Annotated in this window: 15 protein-coding genes and 1 tRNA gene (1 of these 16 only partly in view); 9 read left to right on the top strand and 7 right to left on the bottom strand. The window is 66.8% G+C overall.

Annotated features, from left to right (window positions below; translation table 11 throughout):
* Nucleotides 1–1244: the 5' portion of a sensor domain-containing diguanylate cyclase gene (locus GVO57_RS13320; protein WP_160593634.1), read on the bottom strand. The gene continues 181 nt to the left of window position 1, outside the view; 1244 of the gene's 1425 nt are visible here — the first part of the coding sequence; its start codon is at nt 1242–1244; the stop codon falls past the left edge of the window.
* A gap of 470 nt (nt 1245–1714) precedes the next feature.
* Between GVO57_RS13320 and GVO57_RS13315 the strand changes: the two genes are divergently transcribed.
* The 3 genes from GVO57_RS13315 to GVO57_RS13305 all read left to right on the top strand — a co-directional run bounded on the left by GVO57_RS13315 (nt 1715) and on the right by GVO57_RS13305 (nt 5513).
* A complete protein-coding gene (locus GVO57_RS13315) occupies nt 1715–2932 on the top strand; it encodes a GTP-binding protein (RefSeq protein WP_233281386.1) in 1218 nt (405 codons plus the stop codon).
* Entirely contained in the window at nt 2929–3570 is a 642-nt protein-coding gene (locus GVO57_RS13310; RefSeq protein ID WP_160593633.1) for a DUF1826 domain-containing protein, read from the top strand. The genes GVO57_RS13315 and GVO57_RS13310 overlap by 4 nt, the downstream gene beginning before the upstream one ends.
* A gap of 77 nt (nt 3571–3647) precedes the next feature.
* Nucleotides 3648–5513: a TonB-dependent receptor domain-containing protein gene (locus tag GVO57_RS13305; RefSeq protein WP_160593632.1), complete on the top strand. Its 1866-nt coding sequence runs from the start codon at nt 3648–3650 to the stop codon at nt 5511–5513.
* Nucleotides 5514–5629: 116 nt separating this feature from the next.
* Here the strand turns inward: GVO57_RS13305 and GVO57_RS13300 are convergent, their stop codons facing one another.
* The 5 genes from GVO57_RS13300 to GVO57_RS13280 form a co-directional block, all read right to left on the bottom strand.
* On the bottom strand, nt 5630–6700 hold the full coding sequence (locus GVO57_RS13300) for a tyrosine-protein phosphatase (RefSeq protein ID WP_233281385.1): 1071 nt from the start codon (nt 6698–6700) through the stop codon (nt 5630–5632).
* A 32-nt stretch (nt 6701–6732) separates the two neighbouring features.
* The gene (locus GVO57_RS13295; protein ID WP_160593631.1) at nt 6733–9426 is read right to left on the bottom strand and encodes a TonB-dependent receptor; all 2694 of its coding nucleotides are present in this window, start codon (nt 9424–9426) and stop codon (nt 6733–6735) included.
* A gap of 236 nt (nt 9427–9662) precedes the next feature.
* Nucleotides 9663–10142 (bottom strand): bacterioferritin, encoded by a 480-nt coding sequence (gene bfr / locus GVO57_RS13290; RefSeq protein ID WP_160593630.1) that lies wholly within the window; start codon nt 10140–10142, stop codon nt 9663–9665.
* 94 nt (nt 10143–10236) lie between these two features.
* On the bottom strand, nt 10237–10407 hold the full coding sequence (locus GVO57_RS13285; RefSeq protein WP_160593629.1) for a (2Fe-2S)-binding protein: 171 nt from the start codon (nt 10405–10407) through the stop codon (nt 10237–10239).
* A gap of 231 nt (nt 10408–10638) precedes the next feature.
* Nucleotides 10639–11394 (bottom strand): queuosine precursor transporter, encoded by a 756-nt coding sequence (locus GVO57_RS13280; RefSeq protein WP_160593628.1) that lies wholly within the window; start codon nt 11392–11394, stop codon nt 10639–10641.
* 75 nt (nt 11395–11469) lie between these two features.
* Between GVO57_RS13280 and GVO57_RS13275 the strand changes: the two genes are divergently transcribed.
* Nucleotides 11470–11546, top strand: a tRNA-Arg gene (locus tag GVO57_RS13275).
* 388 nt (nt 11547–11934) lie between these two features.
* On the opposite strand, the gene GVO57_RS13270 is transcribed toward GVO57_RS13275, so the two are convergent.
* Complete coding sequence (locus tag GVO57_RS13270; RefSeq protein ID WP_160593627.1) at nt 11935–14061, bottom strand: hypothetical protein; 2127 nt, start codon at nt 14059–14061, stop codon at nt 11935–11937.
* A 610-nt stretch (nt 14062–14671) separates the two neighbouring features.
* On the opposite strand from GVO57_RS13270, the gene GVO57_RS13265 reads away from it, so the two are divergent.
* The 5 genes from GVO57_RS13265 (at nt 14672) to GVO57_RS13245 (ending at nt 19747) form a co-directional block, all read left to right on the top strand.
* Nucleotides 14672–15691 carry a LacI family DNA-binding transcriptional regulator gene (locus GVO57_RS13265; protein WP_160593626.1) on the top strand — a complete coding sequence of 340 codons (1020 nt, stop codon included), beginning with the start codon at nt 14672–14674 and terminating at the stop codon, nt 15689–15691.
* Between the two features lie 120 nt (nt 15692–15811).
* Nucleotides 15812–16444 (top strand): RpiB/LacA/LacB family sugar-phosphate isomerase, encoded by a 633-nt coding sequence (locus GVO57_RS13260; protein ID WP_160593625.1) that lies wholly within the window; start codon nt 15812–15814, stop codon nt 16442–16444.
* A 26-nt stretch (nt 16445–16470) separates the two neighbouring features.
* Nucleotides 16471–17226: a 2-dehydro-3-deoxy-D-gluconate 5-dehydrogenase KduD gene (kduD, locus tag GVO57_RS13255; protein ID WP_160593624.1), complete on the top strand. Its 756-nt coding sequence runs from the start codon at nt 16471–16473 to the stop codon at nt 17224–17226.
* Nucleotides 17227–17235: 9 nt separating this feature from the next.
* Nucleotides 17236–18240, top strand: coding sequence for a sugar kinase (locus GVO57_RS13250; protein ID WP_160593623.1), 1005 nt, complete (start codon nt 17236–17238; stop codon nt 18238–18240).
* Nucleotides 18227–19747: a carboxylesterase/lipase family protein gene (locus GVO57_RS13245; RefSeq protein WP_160593622.1), complete on the top strand. Its 1521-nt coding sequence runs from the start codon at nt 18227–18229 to the stop codon at nt 19745–19747. Before GVO57_RS13250 ends, GVO57_RS13245 begins: the two co-directional genes overlap by 14 nt.

Raw genomic sequence — 19747 nt, 5'->3', positions numbered from 1 at the left:
GCAATCGCGGCCCGCGCCTGATTGGCAAACTCGATCGCGCGGGCAGGGGAAAGATTGGCGGCCAGCAGCCCGAATTCCTCCCCGCCCAACCGGCCGATGGCGCGTGCATCGGGAACCCAGGACAGGGCGGCAGCCACCGCACGCAGCACGGCGTCGCCGGCGTCATGGCCGTGCCGGTCATTGACCCGTTTGAACCGGTCAATGTCGATCAGCACCAGCGTGACCGGGCTGGTTTCGAGCAGCAGCGTTTCCACCCGTTCGACAAAGCCGCGGCGATTGAGCAGGCCGGTCAGCGGGTCGGTCACCGCCAGCCGCGTCATCAGGCTGCTTTCGGCCTGTGCGGCGTCGCGTTCGATGCGGACGGCCCAGAGCTGGACGGCGACGACCCCGGTCAGCCACACCGTCTGGAGCGCACAGGCGCCGAGCACCAGATACATGCCGCCGTCATCGTCCGCCGCGATGCCGCGATCCGCAAAGATGCTCCACAGCACCGCCAGCATCGGAATGGTGAAGGAAAACAGGAAGTCGCGTGCCTGGGCATTGCCCCGCCGCCATTGCCACAGGCAGATCGCGGTCAGGCCGACCGCTGCCGAAAGGATCGTCAGATTGAGCGCGCTGGCGGCCATTGGCAGCCGGGCACCGGGGCAAAAGGCCGCGATCGCGCCCAGCAGGACGACGAGCACAGCCACAGCCGCAATCGCAGACCGCAGCCGGCGTGAGATCGGCCCTCCGGCACTCGCCAGGAAAAAGCCGATCGCACAGCCGATCGCACTGGTCGAAAACAGGGTCGCCAGCCGCGCCGACACGGTGCCGGCCATCGCGGGCGCGACAAACAGCAGGGTCTGGGTCCACAGCAGCGCCCAGGCGAGCACGCATCCGGCCCAGAGCGCGTTCCACACCGGCGGGGTCCGGCGCGCGGCAAAGGCGATCAGCAGATTGCCGATCAGCGACAGGGCGAGCAGCGCCAGCCCCGCACCGATGACCAGAGCCTCGCGCATCCCGGCCTGCATCGGCGGCGGACCGGTGACGGCGATGTCGAGCAGCCGGTCCCAGGCCGGGCGTTCAAACCCGATGCCGATCGAGGATACCGGCACCGCGCGCGCCGGCGCGTCGAACGTCACGGTTCCGCCGACACGCCAGCGGCGGCCGAAATCACCTTCGCGGACGCTCTGCCGGATGGTTGCGCCGTCGGCGTAATGAAACACGGTCTCGATCGCCGCGACCCGGGTCGACCGCACGATCACCCGCGGGGCGGGGTGACGCGGGACGGCGTCGATCCATAGCCAGCCGGCCAGATATCCGCCGGCGGAAATGCTGCACGTGACCGTCCGGGCGCCCTGCACATCCGGACAGGCGTGGGGGATCCCTGCGAGCATGGCTGGCGGCGACCCGGCGGCAGGGCGCGCAGCTGCGGCGTCGCCCATCGCGACCAGGGCAAGGAACAGCCCCAAAATGGCCGACATCCACCGCAAACTGCCTGCTTTCACCCTCTATCGGCGCGGGTCGATCGTCCGTCACCGCAATGGCGATGACTTGCACAAAAAACCCGATTTTCCAATCTGGCTGCGCGCATGGCGACCGCAAATCCGCCGGGCGGCACGGGGGAAATGTGCCGGATGCGTCTGCCGGGGGAGGGGGGGTGCCGCTGCCCTCGCTTGCCCCGGCGCGCAGCAGCTGGCATATGATACAACATAACATGACAGTGCATGGGGCCATGATGTTCGACACCGAAGATACGCGCCTGCCGGTGACGGTGCTTTCCGGTTTTCTGGGAGCGGGCAAGACGACGCTGCTCAACCATATTCTCGCCAATCGCGAGGGGCGGCGCGTGGCGGTGATCGTCAACGACATGTCGGAGGTGAACATCGACGCCGATCTGGTGCGCGGCGGCGAGGCGGCGCTGGCGCAGACGCAGGAAACGCTGGTTGAAATGACCAATGGCTGCATCTGCTGCACGCTGCGCGAGGATCTGCTGAAGGAGGTGCGCGCGCTTGCCGAGGCAGGGCGTTTCGACGCGCTGGTGATCGAATCGACCGGCATTTCGGAACCGCTGCCGGTCGCCGCCACCTTCAGCTTCGAGGATGAGGCGGGGGACAGCCTGTCCGACGTCGCGCGGCTCGACTGCATGGTGACGGTGGTCGATGCCGCCAATCTGCTCAATGATTATGCCAGCCAGGATTTTCTGGCCGATCGCGGCGAAACCGCCGGCGAGGGCGATGCCCGCAGCCTTGTCGGCCTGCTGGTCGAACAGATCGAGTTCGCCGATGTCATCATCCTCAACAAGATCAGCGAGGCGGCCGATCCGGATACGGTGCGCAAGCTGGTGCGCGCGCTAAATCCCGAGGCACAGCTGATCGAGGCCGATCACAGCCGCGTGCCGCTGTCGGCGGTGCTCGGCACCGGCCTGTTCGAGGAGGGCAAGGCTGAGCAGCATCCGCTCTGGGCCAAGGAGCTTTACGGCTTTGCCGATCATGCGCCCGAAACCGAAACCTATGGCATTGAAAGCTTTGTCTATCGTGCCCGCCGGCCGTTCGATCCGACCCGGTTCCGCGCGTTCCTCAATCAAACATGGCCCGGCGTGGTGCGCGCCAAGGGGCATTTCTGGCTCGCCACGCGCCCCGACTGGGTCGGGGAAATGAGCCAGGCCGGTGCCCAGGTCACCAGCCAGGCGCTCGGCCGCTGGTGGGCCGCCATTCCCGCCGAACGCTGGCCGCGCGACAATCCCGCCTTTGACCGGCTGGTGCGCGAGCACTGGGACGAGGATTGGGGCGACCGCCGCCAGGAACTGGTGTTCATCGGCATCGGCATGGACGAGGCTGCGCTGCGCCAGCGCCTCGATGCCTGTCTTGTTCCCGAAGCCGGCTTCCGGCCCGCGCTCTGGGCGGGGCTGGCCGATCCTTTCCCGGCCTGGGGTCAGAGGCAGGCGGCATGAGCGCGCTTGCCCTTGCTCCAGTCCCATCGCCCGCCATCCCATCGCACGTCGCCTGCGGTGCCGATGCCGGCTGTTTGCGGTCGATCGCCGATCCGGCGGTCAATCTTGCCATCTGGGAGCGCGCACTGACGCCGGTGCTGGCGGATGAGGCCGAGGCGCTGGCGCGCCATGCCGATGGCGAAGTGCGCGTGACCGCTGGCCTTGGCGCGGCCGCGCGCGGGCTTGCAGATGCGATGGCGGCCGCGGGCTGGCCGGCCGCCCCGGCGCTGATCGATGATGTCGGCGCGCTTGCGGCGCTGGCCGGGCCGGTGATGACCGCCCCGGCGGTCGATCTGCGGCTCGCGATCGTCACCGGCGATGCCTGCCGCAAGTTCCACGCCGATTATGTGCCGCTGCGCCTGATCACCAGCTATGCCGGGGCGGGCAGCCAGTGGCTGTCGAACGACGATGCCGCCGCGCTGGCCGCCGGGGCGGCCACCGGGGATCTGGACATCCGCCAGCTGGCGACCGGCGATGTGGCGCTGTTCAAGGGGCGGCTGCTGAGCGACGCGCCGATCATCCACCGATCGCCCCCCATTGCCGGCACGGGCGCGCGGCGTCTGGTGCTGGTGATCAATCCGGCGGTTGCGGGCGACTGATGCCGGCGATGCCGGCAGCCGGTCATCCGGTCCCGCGCCATGCACTCATTGCAGGTGCCTTTTGCCTGGCCGTGCCGATGCTCACGACAGGTCCGGCGATCGCCCAGGAGGTCAATGATGCCACGGCCGCAACCGGCGCGCGCGCGGCCGAAAATGCCGTGCGCAGCGCCGGCGATGCCTTTGGCACCTCGATCGGGCGCGAGACCATCGGGCTTTACAACGCGGCCAATGTACGCGGGTTTTCGCCGACCGTTGCCGGCAATGTGCGCATCGACGGCCTGTATTTCGATCAGGTCTGGGGGCTCAATCCGCGCCTGCGCCGGGCGACGACGATCCGGGTGGGGCTGTCGGCGCTGGGGAGCCCGTTTCCCGCGCCGACCGGCATTGTCGACTATGCATTCCGCAAGCCCGGCGACGAAGCGGCGGTCAGCCTGCTGGGCGCGCTCAACCAATGGGGCAATGCCGCGCTCGAGGTTGACGCCAATCTGCCGGTGGCGCGGGGACTGAGCGTGGCCGCCGGCGGCGCGCTGTTCGACGACCGCTTCTACAACGGCACGCGCGGCGGTTTCTGGCAGGTCTCGCTTGCGGTGCGCTATGCGCCGGACGACGCGATCGAGATCGTCCCCTTCATGGCCCGGTCCGAAGGGTTCGACCAGACCGGGCCGATCTTTCTGCCCGCGGGTGAAAACCTGCCGCCGCGCCTGCCGCGGCGGTTCTTCAAGGGGCCGGCATGGGCGCGCTATCGCGGCGTGGCGTTCAACGGCGGGGTGCTTGGCACCTGGCGGCCGGCGCCGGGCTGGGAGCTGCGGGCCGGGCTATTCCGCTCGCTGTTCGACGATGCCCGCGGCTTTGCCAATCTGGTGACCGATCTCGATCGCGATGGCACCGGCCGCCAGCTGGTGATCGCCGATCCGCCGACAAAATTCGCGTCGACCAGCGGCGAGCTGCGCCTGACGCGCAGCTTTCGGGACGGGCCGCGTACCCATCTGGTTCACGCCAGCATCAGGGCGCGGGCAGGGGACCGGCGCTTCGACGGATCGGATTTCATCGATCTCGGCCCGACCAGCATCTTTGCGCCGACCCGCGCCCCGGCCCCCCGGTTCGGTTTTGGCGAGCAGCAGCAGGACCGGGTGCGCCAGATCATCGGTGGCCTCGCCTGGGAAGTGCGCTGGCCTGGCGTGGGCGAACTCAGCCTTGGCGTGCAGGGCACGCGGTATCGCAAGCGCATCGGTCTGCCCAGCCTGCCGCCCGTCGCCACCGACGCATCCCCGCTGCTGCACAATGCGACGCTGGCGATCGAGATCAGCCCGCGCCTTGTCGCCTATGCCGGAACGGTGAGGGGGCTGGAGGAAAGCGGCATCGCGCCGGGCAATGCTGCCAACCGCAACGAGGCGCTGCCCGCGATCCGCACCAGCCAGCGCGATGCCGGCCTGCGCTGGGCGATCAGCGATGACATGCGGCTGGTCGCCGGGCTGTTCGATGTCCGCAAGCCCTATTTCAACCTCGACGCCGATGGCCGGTTCGACGCGCTGGGCAAGGTCATCAACCGCGGTGTCGAACTGTCGGTCTCCGGCCCTGTCACCAAAAGGCTGAGCATCGTCGCCGGCAGCGTGCTGCTGTGGCCGCGCGTTACCGGCGCTGGCGTGACGCTGGGCCGGGTCGGCGAACGCCCGGTCGGGGCAATCGGCCGGCGGCTGGAGCTGAACCTGGACTGGCAGCCGCCGGTGCTGGACGGGCTGGGCGTCGATCTGGCGGTCAGCCACCGCAGCCCGGAAACCGCGACGGTCAGCGCGCTGACCCGGATTCCGGCCCGCACGCTCGTCGATCTGGGCGCGCGTTATCGCTTCAAGCTTGCCGGCCAGTCGGCGCTGGTCCGGCTGCAACTGGAAAACCTCACCGATCTGCAAGGCTTTGAGCTGCAGGGGCCGGGGCCTATGACCTGATCGCCGGCCGGCGCATCGGTGGCTATCTGACCATCGACTTTTGACGCATTTCCGGGCCGGGCTGGACCAGCCGGCCGAGGCTCGGCCGCGCGGCCGTCCCCGGGGCCGGTGCTTGCTTACTCCAGATACATGGCGCGCAGCCGGGCGACGCGGTCCGGGGTCAGTGCGAAGGTTTTTTCCAGATAGGCCATCACCGATCCGTGCTTCGCCTCCAGCCCGGCGAGAAACTTTGCCAGATGCGAGACGCCGTCCCGGTCATAAAGCGGTTCGGCGCGCACGCCACCCGGCCGTTTGGCTGCCGCCGCATAATATTGGACGATCGGGTTGTCGGGATGCGCGGCCGGGTCGATCGGCGGCATTTCGAACTCGGGCCGGCGGGTCGGCGTCGACAGATGATAATCGGCCAGGATCACGTCGCGCGGCACGCCGAGCAGCGTCAGCACCAGCGCGCTGGTGATCCCCGTCCGGTCCTGCCCGGCAGAGCAGTGATAGACGAGATTGCCCTGACCCGCGAGCAGCCGGTCGAACACCGCGCGCAGCTGCGGCTCCAGCAGGTCGCCAAGGCCGGCATAGAGATTGTCGGGCAGCTCCACGCCGCCGCCCGGCGCGGGGCGCAGTGCGGCGAACATCGCCCGCGCCGAATAGTCATTGGCGATGAACAGCGCGCCGGTGCGGTCATCCAGCATCGTCGGCGCGACCGCGCGTTCCTCCAGCGAGCGCAGGTCGATCACCGCGCCCAGGCCAAGCCCCTTCAGATGGGCATAATCGCCGTCGCTGAGCAGAGGCATGGCGCCCGAGCGGAAGATGCGGCCCCATTTGACGCGCTTGCCGCCCGCCGCCGGATAGCCGCCCAGATCGCGGAAGTTCGATCCGCGTTCGAGCGGCAGCACGCGTTCGGCAACGCGCCTGACCTCGCCGGTCTGGCGGTCGCGGATCAGGAAATACTGGCGGATGCTGGCATTCGCCGCCACATCCTCGCGCCCGTCGCGGTCGTCCCGGATGACGGGGCGGGATCCGCGCCGCGTCGCATCGGGGCTGGGCGACACATAGATGTCGACCGCTGCCGCGTCGGTCCAGGTCAGCCGCACCGTCGCGGCATCAATCCGCTCGACCCGCGCATCGCCGATCGCCTGCGCCGGGGCCGCGACGGCGAGCAGCAGTGCGCCGGCCAGAAGCTTGTGCATCATCCTTGCCTCCATGGGGATAGCGCGTGCGCGCGTCACAGGCCGAACCGGACGCCGAACATGTAACGCCGGCCGATCTGCTCGACCTCGGTCGGGCGGCTGCGATCGCCCTGAAACGCGGTGTAGCGCGCATCGGTCAGATTGTTCATGTCGATGAACAGGCCGAGCCTGGGGCTGATGTCGTAGCGGATCGCGAGGTCCAGATTGTCATAGGCCCCGCGAAACTCGTCACCCGTCGCGCCGCCGCCGGTGCCGATGCCGAGCGTTTCCAGCCAGTCGTCGCGCCACTGATAGCTGAGCCGCACCGACAGCCCGTGCTTCTCATAGTAAAGCGAGGCGTTGACGATCGTGTCCGACGTGCCGGGAAAGCCGATATTGCGCCGCTCGGGCGTGTCGAACGTGCCGCCCAGGAAGGTCACATTGCCCTGAAAGCCAAGCCCGTCGAGCGGCCCGGGCAGGAAGGTGAAGGCCTGCTGATAGTTGAGTTCGACCCCGTAGAGCCGGCCATTGCCGCCATTGAAGGTCGAGGTGAGCAGATAGCCCGACCGATCCACCCCGCCGCCGTCAAAGGCGTCGCTGCCGACCGGGCGCTGGGTGGCATAGAGCACATTGTCGACCCAGCGGTGAAAGGCCGACAGCGCGATCAGCCCCTTGCCGGGCAGATAATATTCAAGGCTGGCATCCGCCCCCCAGGTATATTCGGGGCGCAGCGTCGGGTTGCCGCCGCTGATCGTGCCGGGCAGCGTCGTGTCGTTGATCGCCGCGCCCACGCGCACCTCGCCAAAGGAGGGGCGGGCGATCCCGCGCTGCACGGCGGCGCGCAGCACGATGTCGCGCCCAAGGTCGAAGCGCGCATTCACGCTGGGGAAAAAGTCGGTGTAATCCTGGACGACGCCCAGCGGCAGCAGCACGCCGCCGCCCAGCCGTGCGGTGCCGCGGCTGGCAAGACGGAAATTCTCGATGCGGACCCCGGCGGTCACCTGGCCGCTGTCAAAGGCGAACCGCGCCATCGCATAGCCGGCAAGCAGCCGTTCGCCGAGCGTGAAGCGGTTTTCCGGTGGCACGTTCGCTGCGGGATCATAGCGCCCGGCGGTCCGCAGCGTCGCCAGCAGCGTGTCGATGTCGCGCCGCATCGCGACATTGTCGACATAGGTGAAGTTGATCCCGAGCGGAAAGCCGGTCTGCCACGGACGGCCGGTGATGTAGCGCGCGGGATCGAAGGACAGGCCGACGGCGCCCGGCGCGGAGGCGAGGTTGATCGTGTTCGACAGGGCAAAGGTGAAGCCGTCAATGTTGCGATCGGCCGCCAGGAACCCCGCCGACAGCGTCAGGGCATCGGTTTCGCGGCTGATGTCGAACTTGGCGGTATAGCTGTCGGTGAACACGTCCTGCGTGATCGGCAGCAGGATGGCCGGCGAGGTGGGCGTGTTGACCAGGCTCGTCTGGTCGAACCCGTCCAGCGCCGGGCCGCGCGCAAAGCTGCCCGGCAGCACGCCCGCGACCGTGCGGAACAACTGCACCCGTGGCAGGATCGGCTGGCTGAAATCGAACGTCACCGACGGCGCGGCCGCGCCCGGCGTGCTCGCCTGGATCAGCGGCAGATAGGTGGTGTTTTCGGTGCGCGTGTAGTTGAGCGCTGCGCTCACCCGCCATGCGCCCGCCTTGTGCTCCGCGCCCAGCGTGTTGATGTAATTGCGGGTGCGATATTCGCCCAGGTTGAACGATCCGCGGACCGGCACGCGCACCAGATCGCCGCCCGACAGGTTGCGGACGCCCGATGCCGCGCGGTCGAGCCGGATTTCATACTGGTCGCGCTGTTCGTCGTCCTTGAACTCGGAATAGATCGCCTTCGCATAGAGCCGGCTGCCTTCGGCGGGGCTGAACTCCACCCCCGCGAACAGGCCGTTATTCTCGCGCACCAGCCGGTATTGGCGGATGTCCAGCTCGGTCGGGCCGAATTGCAGGTCGGCGGGGCCGGCCTGATCGTCATACAGCCCGACCTCGCGATTGTCGGTCACCTGATCGCGCCGGTAATGCGATCCGCCAAGCACGATCCCGAACCGGTCGCTTGCCCATGACAGGCGCAGCGACCCCTGACGCTGCGGCCCGTTGCCCAGATCCATCCAGCCATAGCCGGCATCGCCGGTCGCGTGAAAACCGGTCTGGCTGAGCGGCGAATAGGTTTTGAGGTCGATGGTGGCGACGATGGCTTCGGCCTGAATGTTGGGCGTCAGCGACTTGTTGATCGCCATCTCGCTCAGCAGCACCGCCGGGATCGCATCGAAGCGGAAGGCGCGCGATGCGCCGCCTTCGTCCGCGCCGATCACCGGCACCCCGTCAAAGCTGACCGAGGTCCAGCGATTGGGCGCGCCGCGCACCTGGATATAGCGTTCCTGGCCCTGATCGCGCTGCACGGCGACCGCCGGCAGGCGGGCGAGCGCCGCGGCGCTGTTCTGGTCCGGATAGCGGCCGACCGCATCGGCGGCGGCGATGTCGGCCAGATTGTCGGCCCGGCGCTTGGCGGTGATCGAGGCTTCCTGCGCGGCGACGATCGATCCGGTGACGACGATGTCGGCGTCGCCGGCATCTTCGGCGACCGGCTGTGCCGTTTCGTCCAGCCCCGGCTCCGGTGCCGGCGCGGCGTGCGCGCGGCCCGCCATGCTGCCCAGCGCCAGCGCCAGTGCCGACACCGCGCCCGCGCGGCGAACAATCTTTCCAACTGCCGTCATGTCGTTTCCCCCATTCCCCGGGGGAGGGCGCTAGGCCCGGCGGGTGACGGTGCGTTGACGGGACGGCAGTGGTTTCATGACGCTTTGATCATGGTTTGGTGACAGCGTCGCCGCGCGGGCGGGCGGGCCGAACCGGGGGCAACGCAAAAGGGGCGCGGCGTCACCCGACGCCGCGCCCCCAATCATTGTTGCGCCACGCGCGCCGGCGGGCGCGGCGCGCGGGCCTGGGCGGGAGGTCAGCCCTCCGCCGCTTCCGACTGGAGCTGGATGAAGTTCTGCAGCCCCATCAGGCGGATCTGGTCCTGCATCTTCTCGATCGTGTCGACATGCTCCTCCTCGCTTTCGAGGATGCGCTGCAGCAGGTCGCGGCTCACATAATCGCGTACATGCTCGCAATGCGCGATGCCTTCGCGCAGCAGCGGGATGGCGTCGTTTTCAAGCGCGAGGTCGCAGGACAGGATCTCCTCGACCGTCTCGCCGATGCGCAGCCGGCCGAGCATCTGGAAATTGGGCAGGCCGTCGAGGAACAGGATGCGCTCCGCCAGCCAGTCGGCGTGCTTCATCTCGTCGATCGACTCTTTATACTCGTATTTGGCGAGCTTCTTCACGCCCCAATGCTCGAGCATCCGGTAGTGAAGGAAATACTGGTTGATCGCCGTCAGCTCGTTCTTGAGCGCGTCGTTCAGAAACTGGATAACCTTGGGATCGCCCTGCATGTCTTTGCCTCCGTCTGGCGCGCCATATAGCGCCAAATCGGGGCAAAATCATCAAAAAATGGCGGTTTTCTGCGGGGTTAGGCCGGTGAAACCGCTAGTCACTCGCACGAGCGTCTTCGATCACTTCGCGGGCATAGGGGATGCACTGGCCACAGCGCGGGCGGCATCCCAGCGCCTTATAGGCCGATAACGGATCGCAATAGCCCTGCCGCGCGGCATGGCGCACATCGCGTTCGCGAATCGCATTGCAGTTGCAGACAATCATTGCCTGATCTGCCTAGCAAAGCTGCGACTGCCTCGCAATAGCCGACAGCCGGGCGGCGCGCGCCAATGGCCCGCCCGGGCGCGGATCGCGACGATATCGGCGTTTGTCGCCCCGATTGGCGAATCGCGGGCGAATCACCGGCGCGGCGGCAGGCGGACGGGCGCGGGCAGGGCGCACGCGCAGACGGTCACGCGCGCCGCAACCACCCGCCGCGCCGATCAGATGCGCCGGTCAGACGCGGGTGGCAAAGGGGGTGAAATCGGTGTCGGCGTCGAACACGTCCACGCCCTCGCGCCGCTTCAGCCAGCCGACGACGACATAGGTGACCGGGGTCAGCAGCGCTTCCCAGCCGACCTTCAGCGCCCATTGCGTCACCAGCACCTGGATCACCAGCGCCTCCGTCCACCCCTCTGCGCCCCAAAAGGCGAGGGGGTAGAAAATCAGGCTGTCCACCCCCTGGCCGGCAAAGGTGGAGCCGATGGTGCGCGCCCATAAATGCCGCCCGCCGGTCCACAGCTTCATCCGCGCCATGACATAGGAGTTGACGAACTCCCCCGCCCAGAAGGCGAGCATGGAGGCAAAGACGATGCGCGGCACCTGCCCGAACACCGCTTCATAGGCGGCCTGATTGCCCCAGCCGGGCGCGGGCGGCAGCGCGACGACGACGAACGACATGAACGCCATGAACAGCAGCGCGCCAAAGCCCGCCCAGATCACCCGCCGCGCCCGCGCATAGCCGTAAACCTCGGTCAGCACGTCGCCGATCACGTAGGAAACCGGGAAAAACAGGATGCCCGCGCCGAACGGCCAGGGGCCGATGCCGGGCAGCACGATTTCCGCCACCTTGCCCGCGCCCAGCACGTTCGACAGCAGCAGGATGGTAACGAATGCCGCCATCACCAGATCGAAGGTGCGGAAATGCGCGCCCTGAAGCGCCGCCGCATCCACCGCGCGGATGCCGCCGTCCTGCCCGTTGCCCGTATCCATGACGCCCCTTTTGCCGCTCCGGCCCACCGTATCGCGGTTTTCGCCCGCCGCAAACCGCGCTAAGGCCCTCCCCACGCGCCCGTAGCTCAGCTGGATAGAGCACGAGCCTTCTAAGCTTGGGGTCGCAGGTTCGAACCCTGCCGGGCGCGCCATTTTTTGGGGAAATGCCTGTCTTCATCCGCTGCACGAGCCGCCTGATGGGATCATGAGTGGCGCGGGAACCGCTCGATATGGGCTGGTTGAGGAACCGCAGGTTTCTGTCGCTGAAATGTGGAACGCAGCTTTGCAATCACGCCATGGTCTTCGGCTTTTCTCGACCCAGACCCGGTCGTTCATGACGCAACCAACGAAGTCTGCATCTTACAGAAGCTGCCAAGTGGGCGCTTCACGGTGGCTTGGCAGCTTTGCGCCATAAGCGTACCTTTCTGAGCAGCGACAATCTCTCTCGAATTGGGCCTAACATTCGCTCGGGGGCGGGCGTGACAGGGAGACTAATCCGGTAAACTGCTGAGGTGTCCGCCAGGCCGCTCATGCTGCGCCCTATTTCTTGGAGAAATCGATCTGAAGCTTCTCGCGATAGACTCCGATCCGCTGGCTGGCCCGCTGGACAATATCTTCGAAGAAGAGGGTCTCTGCATAGAGTTCGCCTAGGTTCCGGCCACTTTCAGGGTCCTCGAGCGGCGTCGAGCGGAAATAGCCTTTACCCGCCGCAAATCGGGTCCAACCCGCCATCCGGAGGGGCGCGATCGTGTCGCCGATCAGATAGCCGTAGAACTTCTTCAACCGGCCATTCGACTTGGCGGCAAGCAAGTGCGCATATTCTGAGAGGTCCCCGATATGGTTGTCCATGCTGACCCCGGGGGCCTTAAACTCGATGATGATTGCCGAACCTTCTTCTCCAAAGATCGCAATGTCGGGCCGCATCGCCCCGTTCTCATCGGCGCGCCGGCGCAACGTCTCGGCCAACTCGACATCAATGCTCGCATCGAAAAGCTTCTCGCCATCTGCCCATTCAATTTGCGCGAGCGGCTTATCTGAGGCGATATAGTCGTAAAATTGATACTCTTCGCTCAGCAGCCAGATATCGTGATCAGACGTCTCTTTGCTGTCCCTCTTCATAGGGAAGAAAATGCTGTGGATGATACGCTCGTCCTGCCGTCGCTCGCCTGCCTTCACCGTCTGGACCCCTAGCTGGCGGTCGCACGCGAGCGCGAGAATTTCGACGATCGCTGAGCGGCGCACGACCAACTGGGAGAGGTTGGCCATGTCGATCGCCTTGAGTGACGCGGTGTATTTCCACGAAAGCTCGTGGACCTTCTGCCGGAAATCCTCGGTGTGTGGCTCGGCTTTTTCGATCTCCTCCCTGAGGTCGAAGATCTCCGCTGTATCGGCGATAATGCGGTCCTGATATTTCCTCAGCACCCGCTCCGCGACGCTCTTCGGGGTATCGCCATAGACGACCCTCGTCTCGGTTTCGGCGAGCATGCCCGCGTTGACCCCGAACTTCTCGGTCACGTCCGCCACCACCTGGTCTCGGCTCCAGCCGGATGGCGACACCATCTCGTCGATGATCGGATCGATCTGCTCGAAGATGCCCGCATAGGAAACGGTCTCGTCGGCAAAGAAGTCGCCGACCGGTATCTCTTCCGGAATTCCATCGAAGCCGTCGCGCTGCTCGTTGACCCGCCGGTCGAGAAGCTCGCTCTCGATCAGGACGATGTGGTGAAAGCCGTCCATCGCGCGGTTTTGCTCGGTGATCGTGCGCAGATAGCGCCGCGTGATGTCTTGGACCGGCGACGATTTGGCACAGAACGAGATCGCGTTTCGCGGCAAATCGAAGACGCTCGCGTCGAGCTTGTAGTGCGACAGGGTGAATCGCGTCGTCTTGCCGAGCGGACTGCCTGACCGTGGATCCCGCTCCTCGATGTCCGCCGCTCGGACCTCGGTCACCGGCGGCAGGTCCGCCGCGCTGAGGCTTGCCGTTTCGACTCGACCCTTGGGATATTGCGTCTCGAAAGAAATGCTGAAGTCGCCAAGCTCGGACTTCAGGCTCACGAGGCGTTGCAGGAACGCGATCAGCATGTAACGCCGCATGCTGGCGGCGGAGAATACATCACCAAGCGCGTCCGTCTTGTAAAGGCGCTCGCGCGCGGCGAGTTTCAGACCATCCAATGTTATGGTCGTGCCGATACCCTCGGCCTTGCCGTCGCTCACGGCGAAGTCCGCCAGATCGATCTTCTTGCGCGCCGCGACGAGCGGCAGAGTTCGCATTAGGACCTTGCCGTCGGATCGATAGGTGCTACGAATTCCGACGCGCTCGAAATGGTGGAAGAACTGGATACGGCCCGCGCCCTTGCACTTGCCGATCCCGGCGATCGAGAGGTCGTCCTTGTAGGATGTGTCCTTGGTAAGAAACGCCTCGATCTGGTCGTCGCCAAGGCCGCAACCATTGTCGGTGCAGGAGATGGACAATTCCGGATCGTCGCCGACCAGCCCCGACGACCGGATCTCAGCAACAAGTTTTACCTCAAGGCTCCGTTTGGCGGGATCGTCGTGCTGCCGGATCAGGAAGGAGTCGATTGAGTTTGAGATCATTTCATCAAGAACCACATAGCGGTTCGAACTGATCTTGGTGTTCTTTAAGCTTCCGCGAATATCGAGTGTCATATGTGATCCCTGGGGAAGCCTTCCCCTCCACGAATGTCTGCGAGCCGGGCCATTGCGAAGTCAAGAAACTTCACGTCCAGCATGTCGCGCCTTGAGGAGTGGAGGGCCCTCTCAAGGACTGCTAGCTTAGCGAGTGCCCATCACCTGCCATCAACCGCTCCAAACCTGCCAGTCGGCACTCGGCCCAGTGCAGCCGCTGTGGGAGGGCTAACCAGAAAATGCCGAACGTCGGCTCGCGGCAAGACCTGACGTTCGGCCCGTGACTAGGGGGTGACGGCTTTGTCCCAGTTTCAGCCAATGGGATCATTGGCAATTCCTGTCGACTTTGGGCCGGCAGCGCGGCTGCCGCCATCACCGGCGTGCGGGCGTAAACCAGCGCCCTCCATAATCCCTCTCAGTCCATCCTGATCCCTAGCCGCAGTGTCCGCCCGGCGAGCGGAAGCCCCTTTGCGGCAGGATCAGCGCGTCGGCCAGATTGTCGGCGGCAAGCGTCCGCGACAGACGCGCCCTACCACCGGCCATTCACCCCAAAACACCCGAACTGTTGTGCATTTGGCGGATTGACCTCTAAAAGAGGCGCGCCTTGCGACAAGGCCATACCGGACGGATCATGCCAAAACAGACCAAGGCACCCACCATCAACGATGTCGCCCGCCTGGCCGGGGTGTCGAAAAAGACCGTCAGCCGGGTGATCAACCGGTCCGCGCTACTGAGCGAGGAAACGCGGGTGCGGGTGGAGACGGTGATTGCCGATCTGGGCTATGTGCCCAATCCGCAGGCGCGGGCGTTGGCGCTGCGGCGCAACTTTCTGCTCGGGCTGCTGCACGACAATCCCAATGCGCAGACCGTGCTCAACTTTCAGGAAGGCGTGCTCGACGCGATCCGCGACACCGAATTCGCGCTCGTCGTGCGCCCGGTCGACCGGCATTCGCCGACGATGATGGAGGATATCCGCCGCTTTCTGGAACAGCAGCGGCTGTATGGCGTGCTGATCCTGCCGCCGATTTCGGAGAACGACGCGCTTGCCCAGCTGTGCCTGGAAATGGGCTGCGGCTATGTCCGCATGGGATCGGCGATGCTCGATGATGGCGATCACATGGTTGCCTCCAACGACCGCGAAATGGTGGGGCAGGCGGTCGACCATCTGGTCGAACTCGGCCATCGGCGGATCGCGCTGATCGAGGGGCCGGCCGGCTTCCGCTCGGCGCTTGAACGGCGCGAGGGGTTTCTGGCGGCGATGCAGGCGCACGGGCTGAGCGTGCCGGCGGACATGCATGCCCAGGGGACGTACCGGTTCGAATCCGGCAAGGCGGCGGCGGCCCGGCTGCTCGACGCGGCGGAGCGGCCGACCGCGATCTTTGCCAGCAATGACGAAATGGCCGCCGGCGCATTCCACGCGGCGCGGCTGCGCGGCCTCAATGTGCCGGAGGATCTGTCGATCATCGGCTTTGACGATTCCCCGATCGCCGCGCTGATCTGGCCGCCAATGACCACCGTTGGCTGGCCGGTGCGCGAAATGGGCCGCGCCGCCGCGCTGAAGCTGATCGCGCCCGATGATCCCGCCGCGCAGGGCGCGCGCTTTCTGGCCAGGCTCGTCAAGCGCCAGTCGGTCGCGCCGCCCCGCGCCTGAACCGAGCTGCGCCTGAACCGGCACACCCGCGAAAAGGCGGTTGAACCCCCGGTCGAAACCGGCTAGGGAAGGACATGACACCGGTTTCCACGAGAAGCCGCACCAGGAGGGATTACAGCCATGAAAATCGCGCTCATCTCCGAAAACAGCCAGGCCGCTAAAAACGCCATCATCCATGATGCGCTGACCGCAGTGGCCGAGCCGCTTGGGCATCAGGTGTTCAACTATGGCATGTATTCGGCCGAGGATGCGGCCTCGCTCACCTATGTCATGAACGGGCTGCTCGCGGGGATCCTGCTCAACAGCAAGGCCGCCGATTTCGTCGTCACCGGCTGCGGCACCGGCATGGGATCGATGCTCGCGTGCAACGCCATGCCCGGCGTGTTCTGCGGGCTGGTGATCGATCCGACCGATGCGTTTCTGTTCAGCCAGATCAATGCCGGCAACGCGATTTCCATGCCCTATGCCAAGGGGTTCGGCTGGGCGGCCGAACTCAATCTGCAGGATTGCTATCGCAAGCTGTTCGAAAGCGAACCGGGCCTTGGCTATCCCAAGGAGCGCGCGGCGATCATGGCGAGCAACCGCGGCAAGCTTGCGGCGCTCAAGTCCGCGTCGTGCCACGACATGCTGAGCGTGCTCAAGGCCGTGGATCAGGATCTGCTGCGCGCGGCGATCGCGGGCGAGAGGTTCGCCGACTATTTCTACCCCAACTGCCAGGATGACGGCATCGCCGCCTATCTGAAGGCGCTGTAAGCCTGACGGCGGAAAGGGGGGAGCATATGGCGATTTCATTCGACCTGACCGGCCGGCGCGCGCTCGTCACCGGGGCCAATACCGGGATCGGGCAGGCGATTGCCGTCGCGCTGGCCGAAGCGGGTGCGGCGGTGGCGCTTGCCGGCCGCAGCCCGGCGACGGAAACCGCCGCGCTGATCGCGGCAAAGGGGGGCAGGGCGGTCGATCTGCGCGCCGATCTGTCGTCGATCGCGCCGGTCGATGCGCTGATCGCCGACACGGTGGCGGAGCTGGGCGGGCTCGACATCCTGGTCAACAATGCCGGGATCATCCGCCGCAACGATCTGGCCGTGTTCACCGAGGAGGATTGGGATGCGGTGGTCGATACCAACCTCAAAACCCTGTTCTTCCTCAGCCAGGCCGCGGCGCGGGTGATGATGGCGGCGGGCCGGGGCAAGATCATCAACATCGCCTCGCTGCTCAGCTTTCAGGGCGGGATCCGCGTGCCGAGCTATGCCGCGGCCAAATCGGGCGTCGCGGGGCTGACGCGGGCGATGGCGAACGAGCTGGCCCCGGCGGGCGTGCAGGTCAATGCGATCGCGCCGGGCTATATCGCCACCAACAACACCGCCGCATTGCAGGCCGACGAGACCCGCAATCGCCAGATCCTCGAACGCATCCCGGCGGGGCGCTGGGGCCGGCCCGAAGACATTGCCGGGGCGGCGGTGTTTCTGGCCTCGGGCGCGTCGGATTATGTCACCGGGCATATCCTTGCGGTCGATGGCGGCTGGCTGGCGCGGTAGGCCGCAGGCATGACCGTCACCTGTTTTGGCGAGCTGCTGCTGCGCCTGTCGCCGCCCGACCGGCATCTGCTGGTGCAGGCGTCCAGCCTTGATCTGGTGGTCGGCGGGGCGGAGGCCAATGTCGCCTCGGCACTTGCCGCACTTGGCCATGATGTGCGCTTTGCCGGCGTGATCAGCGACAATCCGCTGGGCGACCGGGCGCTGGCGGCGCTCAGGGGCAGCGGGATCGACACACGCCATCTCGCGCGTGCCGCCGGGCGCATGGGGCTGTATTTCCTTGAGGCCGGGTCCGGCCCGCGCCCGGCCGCCATCACCTATGACCGTGCCGGCAGCGCCTTTGCGCTCGCCCGGCCGGAGATGATCGATTTCGCCGCCGCGCTGGCGGGGGCGCGGCTGCTGCATTGCGGGGGGATCACCCCGGCGCTCGGCCCCGGCGGGGTGGCGCTGGCGCGGGCCGCGCAGGCGGCGGCGCGCGCGGCCGGGGTGCCGATCTGCTTTGACGGCAATTACCGCGCGCAGCTCTGGGCGGCGTGGGACAGCGATCCGGCCGCGATCCTGCGCGAGCTGGTCGCCGATGCGACGATCCTGATCGGCAATCACCGCGACATTTCGCTGCTGCTCGGGCAAAGCTTTTCGGGCGAGGGCGAGGGGCGGCGGCGCGAAGCGGCGGAGGCCGCCTTCGCCGCGTTCCCGAATCTGCAGCTGATCGCATCGACCGCGCGGCATCTGGTGACGAGCGACCATCACCGCATCTCGGCGCGGGTCGATGCCCGCACCGACAGCCACCAGACCGACGAGATCGACGTGACCGGCATCATCGACCGGATCGGCAGCGGCGATGCCTTTGCCGCCGGGGTGCTCGATGGCTGGCTGATGGACGGCGATCTGGCGGCGATGGCCGGGCGCGGGCTGGCGCTTGCCGCGCTCAAGCACAGCATTGCGGGCGACATGTGCCCGGTCAGCAGGGCGATGCTGGACGATTTCAGCGCCCGTGCGGGCGATGTCCGCCGCTGACCGCTGGAGCCGCCGCGCCGTGCTGGCGGGCGGGGCGACGGGGCTGGCGCTGGCCGTGACCGGGGCGCATGCCGCATCGAGCGACATGGTGGCGGTGCGCGCGCCGTCGGGCCATTATCTGGGCAGCATGGTCGATGGTCCGGGCGACCCGGCGAGCCCGCGGGTCAGGCGGTTCACCGGGATCCGCTATGCCCGTGCCGAACGCTTCGCAGCCCCGGTGGCGGTCGTGTCGCGGGCGCCGATGGCCGAACAGGTCGCAGGCTTCGGCCCGTCCTGCCCGCAGCCAGGCGCTGCGTATCACCCCCAATCGGAAGACTGTCTGTTCCTGAACGTCTGGACCCCGGCGGAGTTGGGGCAGGGGCTGCCGGTGATGGTTTACATCCATGGCGGCGGCTATGCGACCGGCAGCGTTGCCGATCCGCTTAATGACGGCGCGGCGCTGGCCGCGCAGGGCGTGGTGGTGGTGACGGTCAATCACCGGCTCAATGCGCTTGGTTATCTCTATCTGCCCGAACGCGCGCCCGACAGCGGCAATGCCGGCCAGCTCGACCTGATCGCGGCGCTCACCTGGGTGCAGCGCAACATCGCCGTGTTCGGGGGCGATCCGGGCAATGTGACGCTGTTCGGCCAGTCGGGCGGCGGCGCGAAGATCGCGACGCTGATGGCGATGCCCGCCGCCAAGGGGCTGTTTCACAAGGCGATCACCATGAGCGGGCAGCAGGTGACGGCATCGGGCCCGCAAAACGCCGCGCGCCGCGCGCGCGCCTATCTCGACGCGCTTGGCAGCGACGTTGATCCCGCCACCGCCCCGATCGACCGGCTGCTGGCGGCGCTCGGCGCTGCTGATCCGGTGCTGGGCGGGCGGGTCTATTTCGGGCCGGTTGTCGACATGCGACACCTTGATCGCCATCCCTTCTGGCCGGGTGCGCCGGCCCAATCGGCGGATATCCCGATGCTGCTGGGCAATTGCGTGGCGGAAAGCCGGGCTTTCTATCCGCCCGACGGGCCGGTGCTGCGCGGGCTGAGCTGGGACAATCTGGCGGCGCGGATCGCACCCGAAATGCGGGTGGATGCCGCCCCCGGCTGGGTCGTCGGCCAGTTCCGCGCCCGTTACCCCGACGCGTCCCCGGTCGAGCTGTTCCACCGCATCATCACCCCGGCGCGCAGCTGGCGCGGACAGGTGGAGGAGGTCGAGGCGCGGGCGCGCGCCGGCCGGAGCAACAGCTTTGTCTATCAGCTCGATTTCGACAATGCCGCGCACACCGACGATATCGGCCTCGCGTTCGGCACCTCGGCGCATCGCTCCCCGGCCCATGCCACGATGAGCCGGGTGATGATGGACGCCTTTGTCCGCTTCGCCCGCACCGGCACGCCGGGCTGGCCAGCCTATGATCTGGCGACGCGGCTGACGATGATCTTCGACCGCAACAGCCGCGTGGTCAGCGATCCGCGCCGGTGGGAGCGCGAGCTGTTCGCCCGCTTTCCCTATGTCCAGCCGGGCACTTGA

It is taken from the genome of Sphingomonas changnyeongensis (genome assembly GCF_009913435.1).
GTDB classification, from domain to species: Bacteria; Pseudomonadota; Alphaproteobacteria; order Sphingomonadales; family Sphingomonadaceae; genus Sphingomonas_B; species Sphingomonas_B changnyeongensis.
Note: the sequence above shows the minus strand (reverse complement) of the source record. Positions and strands in the feature narration are given on the sequence as shown.